General features: G+C 61.1%; 6 protein-coding genes, 2 tRNA genes and 1 pseudogene. 4 read left to right on the forward strand and 5 right to left on the reverse strand.

The window, feature by feature from the left end:
• Positions 1 to 501 precede the first annotated feature (501 nt).
• Both QZY67_RS11190 and QZY67_RS11195 read right to left on the reverse strand, forming a co-directional pair.
• A complete protein-coding gene (locus QZY67_RS11190) occupies positions 502 to 822 on the reverse strand; it encodes a sigma-70 family RNA polymerase sigma factor (RefSeq protein WP_295370351.1) in 321 nt (106 codons plus the stop codon).
• Positions 803 to 1,036, reverse strand: coding sequence for a hypothetical protein (locus QZY67_RS11195; RefSeq protein WP_294535075.1), 234 nt, complete (start codon positions 1,034 to 1,036; stop codon positions 803 to 805). Before QZY67_RS11195 ends, QZY67_RS11190 begins: the two co-directional genes overlap by 20 nt.
• Before the next feature lie 310 nt (positions 1,037 to 1,346).
• Here QZY67_RS11195 and QZY67_RS11200 point away from each other — a divergent pair.
• From QZY67_RS11200 to QZY67_RS11210, 3 genes are all read left to right on the forward strand, one after another.
• Positions 1,347 to 1,422 (forward strand) — tRNA-Thr (locus QZY67_RS11200).
• Positions 1,423 to 1,433: 11 nt separating this feature from the next.
• Positions 1,434 to 1,518 (forward strand) — tRNA-Tyr (locus tag QZY67_RS11205).
• A 422-nt stretch (positions 1,519 to 1,940) separates the two neighbouring features.
• A complete protein-coding gene (locus tag QZY67_RS11210) occupies positions 1,941 to 2,306 on the forward strand; it encodes a DUF6483 family protein (protein ID WP_294535072.1) in 366 nt (121 codons plus the stop codon).
• 77 nt (positions 2,307 to 2,383) lie between these two features.
• Here QZY67_RS11210 and QZY67_RS11215 read toward each other — a convergent pair whose 3' ends face one another.
• Complete coding sequence (locus QZY67_RS11215; RefSeq protein ID WP_295370353.1) at positions 2,384 to 3,604, reverse strand: 5-bromo-4-chloroindolyl phosphate hydrolysis family protein; 1,221 nt, start codon at positions 3,602 to 3,604, stop codon at positions 2,384 to 2,386.
• A gap of 484 nt (positions 3,605 to 4,088) precedes the next feature.
• Between QZY67_RS11215 and QZY67_RS11220 the strand changes: the two genes are divergently transcribed.
• Entirely contained in the window at positions 4,089 to 6,038 is a 1,950-nt protein-coding gene (locus QZY67_RS11220) for a VanW family protein (RefSeq protein ID WP_295370355.1), read from the forward strand.
• 212 nt (positions 6,039 to 6,250) lie between these two features.
• Here the strand turns inward: QZY67_RS11220 and QZY67_RS11225 are convergent, their stop codons facing one another.
• Together QZY67_RS11225 and QZY67_RS11230 are read right to left on the reverse strand one after the other, a co-directional pair.
• A complete protein-coding gene (locus QZY67_RS11225) occupies positions 6,251 to 6,832 on the reverse strand; it encodes a dipicolinate synthase subunit B (RefSeq protein ID WP_295370357.1) in 582 nt (193 codons plus the stop codon).
• A 2-nt stretch (positions 6,833 to 6,834) separates the two neighbouring features.
• Positions 6,835 to 7,033 (reverse strand): annotated as a pseudogene (locus QZY67_RS11230) (hypothetical protein); the annotation flags it as partial.

The following is a 7,033-nucleotide window of genomic DNA, read 5'->3' on the forward strand; positions in this document are numbered from 1 at the left end:
CAGGCTGTCGAAAAAGTCCAGGGACTTTTTCGACAGCCTTCAAAAATGCCGTTACTTTCGCGCCGCACAGCGGCGCAAAAGTCCTCGCTCCGCTCGCCGGAAGCCTTGCTGTGCAAGGCTTCCAGGGCATTCGATCCCACGCGAGGCGGGCGGCTGCCCCCTCGCGCTCCCCCGCCCCGGTTCAGGCGGGCGCTTTTAAACTGAGGTTTTTCGACACGCTGAGGCCGCGCCAGATGGCGCGGCCTCAGGCTGTCGAAAAAGTGGCTACCGCCACTTTTTCGACAGGAGCTTCATGAAATTTTCGCCTCGATTTCTGATGAAATTGTCGGCAAAAATTTCATGCGAAGTGTCATGTTCGAGGCACATGTCCCCGACAATGACGGACTTTTATTTGATTCCGTCATCTGCGGATGACGGAACTCTGCGAGGCTTCCCCTTCTGGGAGGTTTTTTGACACGCTGAAGGCCGCGCCGGGCGGCGCGGCCTTCCTGTATGTTTTTCTTATTCCTCCTCAGCGTTGAGAAGGCTCTCCGCCCCGTACCGCAGGCAGCGGCGCAGGCGGCGCTCCCCCCGCTTGATGGTGCGGGAGACGGTGGACTTGTCCACGCCAAGCCGCTCCCCAATCTCCCGCATGTTGAGGCCCTCGGCGTAGTAGAGCAGCAGGGCCTGGCGCTGGTGTGGGGTCACGTCCTCCTGAAGGGCCCGGATCAGGTTGCGCCGCAGCCGTGAGCGCTGCTCCCCGTTGTCCTCCGCCATGGTCCTGGCGTACACCGCCATGTCCGCCGCGTAGGCCCCGCCCCTTCTATATCGCGTATTTGACATTGCGCCAATACCCCCTGTCATAATATCGCTCTGTGACGACGGCCAGATCCCTGGCCTCCCGCCACATTGTCTCCAAAGTTCTGATGCGGCCCTCCAGGACCAGCCGTGCCCTGGCGTCCGCCTCGCCGTTACGGCGCAGCTCCAGCTCGGTGATCCGCCGCCGCAGGACCCGGGCCTGGGCCCGGTATTCCACTGACATCTCCAGTAACGTCATGAATCTCTCCGCTTTGCTCCATTTCCTCTTGTTTTTTCTCCGCCCGGCACTGGGGGCACAGCTCCGTCCCCTCCTCCAGCTCCCAGGCGTAGATCTCATTCCGGCACCGCCGGCACCAGGCCGCCGCCGGTTGGCGCTGCATATCCCGCAGCGGATTGGTAAAAATCCTCCCGTTCGTGCTCTCTCTCCCGTCTCTCAGGACTCTTTTCTGCCCTCTCAAAATTTTTTGAATTTTTTTGTTTTTTCTGTTGACAACCCTCCCTTTGCCTGATATAATAAGCAACGTTGTGGACGAGCTGAGAGCTGAAACGCTGGTGTAGCTCAGTTGGTAGAGCAGCTGATTTGTAATCAGCAGGTCGGGGGTTCGAGTCCGTCCACCAGCTCCAAAACTTCATATGGAGGAGTTCCCGAGTGGCCAAAGGGGGCAGACTGTAAATCTGTTGCGTCTCGCTTCGGTGGTTCGAATCCACCCTCCTCCACCAACTCGTCGCAAGCGTCACATTGCTTGCGACGAGTTTTTTATTCCATTACAAAAGTCATCGTGCGCTCATGCCGCTGCTCCTCGCTTCCAAACCGAAGCCGCTGCGCTGGGCTTCGGTTTGGGCCCGTCTTTGCGGCGGCGGCTTTCTCCTGCCATTTGAACCTGTTGATTTTAACCGTTCTCTAAACCAGGGCAGGCGCCGCATCGCCTGCTCTGATTTTTTATGAAATCCGGAACCAGCTCTCTCTGCGGCGACCCTCCCCCTTTCTTTCTGCCCCGCCGGAACCAGAACTTACGTTCTAGTTCCCGTTTATATTACCACTGCCGCGCCGTATCGTCAATATGATTTTCTTATGTTAATCGAACAATTGTTTTATAAAAGTCCCGATATTGGGATAATTCCCCGGAGAGGAGCCCTCTGCCATGCTGACTCAGGACTGGATGATGCGCCAGATTGAAACCATGACCCTTGCCATTGCCAAGCTCATGTTCCATAAGGACTCGGCAGAATACGAGATGCGCGGCGGCCAGGAGGCCCTGACCGCCGCCGACAGCCTCCACGCCTCCCTCAACGCCCTGCTGCGCGAGGGCCGCGTTGCCGAGGGTGAGGACCTGCTCTTCTCCTCCCTGAACACGGAGGACCCCGCCTTTCTGGAGGCGGCGGTGGACTTCTACTTCCGCCTGAACCTGCTCTCCGACCAGGAGCTGGAGGCGGGCAACTTCTCCCGCCAGGAGATTGAAGAGGGGCTCCGGGACGTGATGGACCAGTACGGCGTGGTGCTGCCCTGACATTCTACCAACCATGAAGCAGAAAACGCCCGTGAGGCGGCCTGGGGCCGCCTCACGGGCGTTTTACGTCTTTCCGGTTATATGCCCAGCTGGAAGCCGTCCCCCTTGCCGGAGAGGCCGTCCTTGTCCAGCATCCGCTCCAGTACCGCCACATCGGTGGTGATGTCCATGGCGTCATCCTGGAAGAGCTTGTCGAGCTGCTTCTCGAAGCCCTCCACCACCTTATCCATCATGCCCTCGATCCGCTCCTTGGCGGCCGAGATGTTCTCGCCCTCGATGCCCTGGGCCTCCATCTGTGCGTAGGCCTTCAGGATTTTCAGCGTGGTGGGCAGATAGTAGCTCAGGAAGCTGCGCAGCTGGCTGTTCTTGTTGGGATTCTTTCGCTGGTAATCCAGAATCTTTCCGGTGATTTCCCCGATGCGGTCGATTTTCTCGCTCATCACCGGGTCCTCGATGGCGTCGTTCACCTGCCGGATCTCCCGGAGGATGGCGTCATCGTCCTCCGGCTGGGCAGGCTGCTCCTCCTCCGGCTCCGGCTCGGGCTCCTCCTGGAGGCCCTCGTCGGAGAGAATCAGACGGCCGCTGGCCATGTCCAGATATCCGGTTGGAATGTACCCCTCATCCAGCATCTCCTGGATGTCGTCGCAGGCGGTGTGGTAGGAGACGGGCATGGCCTGAGCCAGCGAGCCGATGGAGATGCTCTCCCGCTTTCCGATGAGGGCCAGATACTTGCGGAAGCGCTTGGCCTTCTTGTTCCGCTGGGTGCCGCACACCAGCAGCACCAGGCCCGCGCCCAGCAGCCCCAGGGGGAAGCCGATGCTCTGGAGCATATAGATAAAGCCCATGCCCACGGTGTCGAAGAACTCCACAAAGGAGATGAAGCCGCCGAAGATGGCCAGGATGGCGCCCCAGATCATCATACCCTTGCCCTTGTTCAGGTCCACGGGCCGGCGCTTGGGGATAAAGCGGCCCTTTTTGTCCCGGGGGCGATCGTTCACGCCCTGCATCCCCGGCTGGGCGGTCTGGGCGGTCTGCTGGCCCTGATAGCGGTACTCGTACTTGTAGCCCGATCCGGCGCTCCCGGTCTGGCTGTCCGAGGGGCGGTAGGGGCCGGTGGCACTCGTATGATAGTTGTTGCGGCTGTTCCGTCTGCCGCCGAAGGATCGGCCCGTCAGCTTCATGAAGAGCAGCACCAAACCCACCGGCCAGAATATCACCAGCGCCGCCACCACCACAATCCAGGACATTAAGTCCCCATTGTTATTGCCGCCGCCGTTGTTATTGTAGTTGTACGCCATCCCCAGCGCCTCCTATATCCCGCTCCCGGCGGACCGGGCCGCCGTTCCCTGTTGAATCATATAATATCATATCTGTGGAAAAAATAGATTGATTTTTTCTTTAAAATCTTTAAAATTTATCTTCTCTCCCGCCATGCCCGTAAAACTTCATGCGCAATGGGCCGCGCCGCCTCCGGCGGCATATGGCCAATTTTACTATGCAAAAGCATAGCAGAATATGGTACAATATAGGGGACAGGTGTCCTCTTCCGTCTCAGGCAGACGGCTTGCCGCCACCATTGCGGATGGAGATATGATACAACGAAAGCACTTTCTTGTAAAGGGGGTCCGATGTCCCATCCCCGGCTTTCCCGGCGTGGACCCGGAGGGAGCCGCCCGGTACAGCGCGGAAAATGTGTAACCGTTCTGTAATTGCTTTCCCCGGCAACGGGTCCTATAATGTATACTGATTTCGTAGATTCTGCGGGATATTGGAGTGATTATCATGGGAAACAGCGCGGACGGCAAGCGCGTTATACAAAAAAAGAAGAGCAAATCCGGCGGCGGGAAGATTGCCGTCATCATTGTCATCACGCTTCTGGTCCTTCTGGCCGGGGCCTATGCGGCCCTGTGCGCCTGGGTGAGCGGGGGGACGATTCTGCCCAACACCACCCTGACGGTGCCCGGCCACACCCTGGACCTGTCCGGCATGACCCGGGAGCAGGCGGAGCAGACCATCAGCCGGGAAGCCGAGGGCTGGTACCCCGCCTCTTTTCAGCTGACCAGCAGCGAATACCCCAAGCTGGACCGGGAGATTAACGGGGATTCCCCCCTGTTTCAGCTGGACGCCTCCGCCCTGGCGGCGGACGCCTGGTCCCATGGCCGGGAGCAGGGCTTCCTGGGAGGCGGCGTCGCCTGGCTGAAGGCCGCCTTCGGCAGCGGCTGCGCCATTGAGGCCCAGCCCCAGCCCTCCGCAGAGCTGGAGCAGCTGCTCTCCGAGCTGCCCGGCGAGCTAACCAGGGCGCTGGATTCCGGCCTGACCGAGAGCACCTACGAGGTCACGGACACCGACCTCATCATCCGCAAGGGCGTCTCCGGCCTGAGCGTGAACGCGGCCGACTTCCGTGACCTGGTGATCGACAGCCTGCTCACCGGCCGCACTTCCATCGAGGTGTCCCCCCACGTCATCCCCCCCAAGGCGCTGGACTTTGAGGCCATCTACCGGGAGGTCTACAAGGAGCCGGCGGACGCCTATCTGGACAAGGAGGCCGGCGAGATCGTCCCCTCGGTCACCGGCGTCAGCTTCGGCATCTCCACAGCTCAGGCGCTGCTGGAGCGCACTGAGGAGGGCAAGGAGTGCCAGGTGCCTCTCACCCTGACCGAGCCCGATATCACCACGGAAGAGCTGGAGGACAGCCTGTTCAAGGACGTGCTGGGCAAGAGCAGCACTCGGACCGCCGGCCCCTCCAACCGCTGGCACAACGTGGATCTGGCCTGCCAGCGGGTCAACGGCACCATCCTGCTGCCCGGCGAGGTGTTCTCCTACAATGAGCTGTGCGGCCCCTATTCTCAGGCGGGCGGCTATCTGAAGGCGGGCGCCTACGTCAGCGGCACCACCCAGGACACCTGGGCCGGCGGCATTTGCCAGCTCTCCTCCACCATCTACTACACCACCCTCAAGGCCAATCTGGAGACGGTGGAGCGCACCAAGCACAAATACGACGTGGGCTACCTGCCCTCCGGCATGGACGCCACCGTGTACAGCAATTCCTACGACTTCAAGTTCAAGAACAACACCGACTACCCCATCAAGATTGAGACCACCCTCACCAAGGACAGCAGCGGCGTCCGCTGGTGCAACGTGACCATCTACGGCACCAACACCACCGGCATCTACGGTGACCCCTACTCCGTCAAGCTGTCCACCATCCCCTACGAGACCTACTATGAGCCCAGCGATTCGGTCCCCCAGGGCAGCCAGCCCCAGCGGGACTCCACCCGCACCGGGTATACCGGCAAGACGGTGGAGGTCCATCAGCGCCTGCGGGACGCCGACGGCAACGTCATCAGCGACACCGTCATCCACACCGACACCTTCTCCGTGCGCAACGCCTACTATTTCTACAATCCCGCCGATGCCGCGCTCTGGGGCATTGACCCGGCCACCGGCCTGCGGAACCTGACCCCGGTGACGCCCTCCCCCTCCCCCTCGGAGTCCGCGTCCCCGTCGCCCTCTCCCTCTGAGAGCGTGACGCCTTCCCCGTCGCCGTCGGAATCTGCGTCTCCATCCCCGTCCCCGTCGGAGAGCCCGGCGCCGTCGGAATCTCCCTCTCCGTCTCCGACGGATACGCCCTCCCCGTCTCCGTCGGAATCCCCCTCCGCCACGCCGGACGGTGACGGCAATACCCCGCCGGAGGGCATCCCCATTGCCGGCTCCTCCGTGCCGCTGGATTGAACCGGTCGGAGCGCACACCGGAAGATGTGCGCTCCGATTCTTTTTTGATTTAATTGTTTTGTAATACTTTCTGTTTTCTTTGTTTACAATTTTACTCTAAGATAAGAATCAGCGAGAGACAGCATCTTCTTCATTTCATGTATCCCTCTTTCCTTCCTTTGCATGAGCAGCCCGCGCCGGTACCGGCGCGGGCTGTCTGCGTTTTTCTCTGTTCAGTCGCTGCCCAGCAGCACCGGCTGCACCTGCCGGCCCGCCATGGCCGCCTCCACCGTCTCGGGAACAAGTCCAAAATCCGCCACCAGGGAGGTGGGCTTACCCGCCGGGTCGTCCTGGCGGAAGGGGACGAAATACACGTTCTTCTTGTCCAGCAGCACGCCGATGTTCCTGGCGCTGGCCGCCAGGCCGTCGTTGGTGGCCACTGCAATGACCAGGGGCCGCCCGTTGCGCAGATGGGCCTTGGCCGCCATGGTCACCGTGGAGTCGGTCACGCCGGCGGCCAGCTTGGCCAGGGTGTTGCCCGTGCAGGGGCAGATAACCAGCACGTCCAGCAGCTTCTTGGGGCCGATGGGCTCGGCGCCCAGGATGGAGTCGATGGGCCGCTTGTCGCAGATACGCTGCATCTCCCGCATGAAATCGTGGGCGCAGCCAAAGCGGGTATCCGTGGCGGCGCTCCGCTCGGAGACGATGGGCGTCACGTCTTTCCAGCGGCGGTGCACCGCCTCCAGGGCGGCCATGGCGCTGTCGTATGTACAGAAGGAGCCGCAAAAGGCAAAGCCTACCTTCCAGTCTTCCATGCTCACACTCCTAACTCGCTCAGCATATTGTAGATGGTGTTTTTGATGCTCTCCCCGGCGGTCACCGGCGCCGTCTTGCCCGGCAGGGACAGCGCCCAGATGACCCGCACCCCCAGCCGTGCGGCCGCCTCAAAATCCACCCCTGCGGCGTTGCCGGTTGGATAAACAGCGGCAGAAAAGAGGGGCGCCCGCCAAATGGCG

This window comes from uncultured Pseudoflavonifractor sp. (assembly GCA_904419835.1).
GTDB lineage: Bacteria > Bacillota > Clostridia > Oscillospirales > Oscillospiraceae > Pseudoflavonifractor.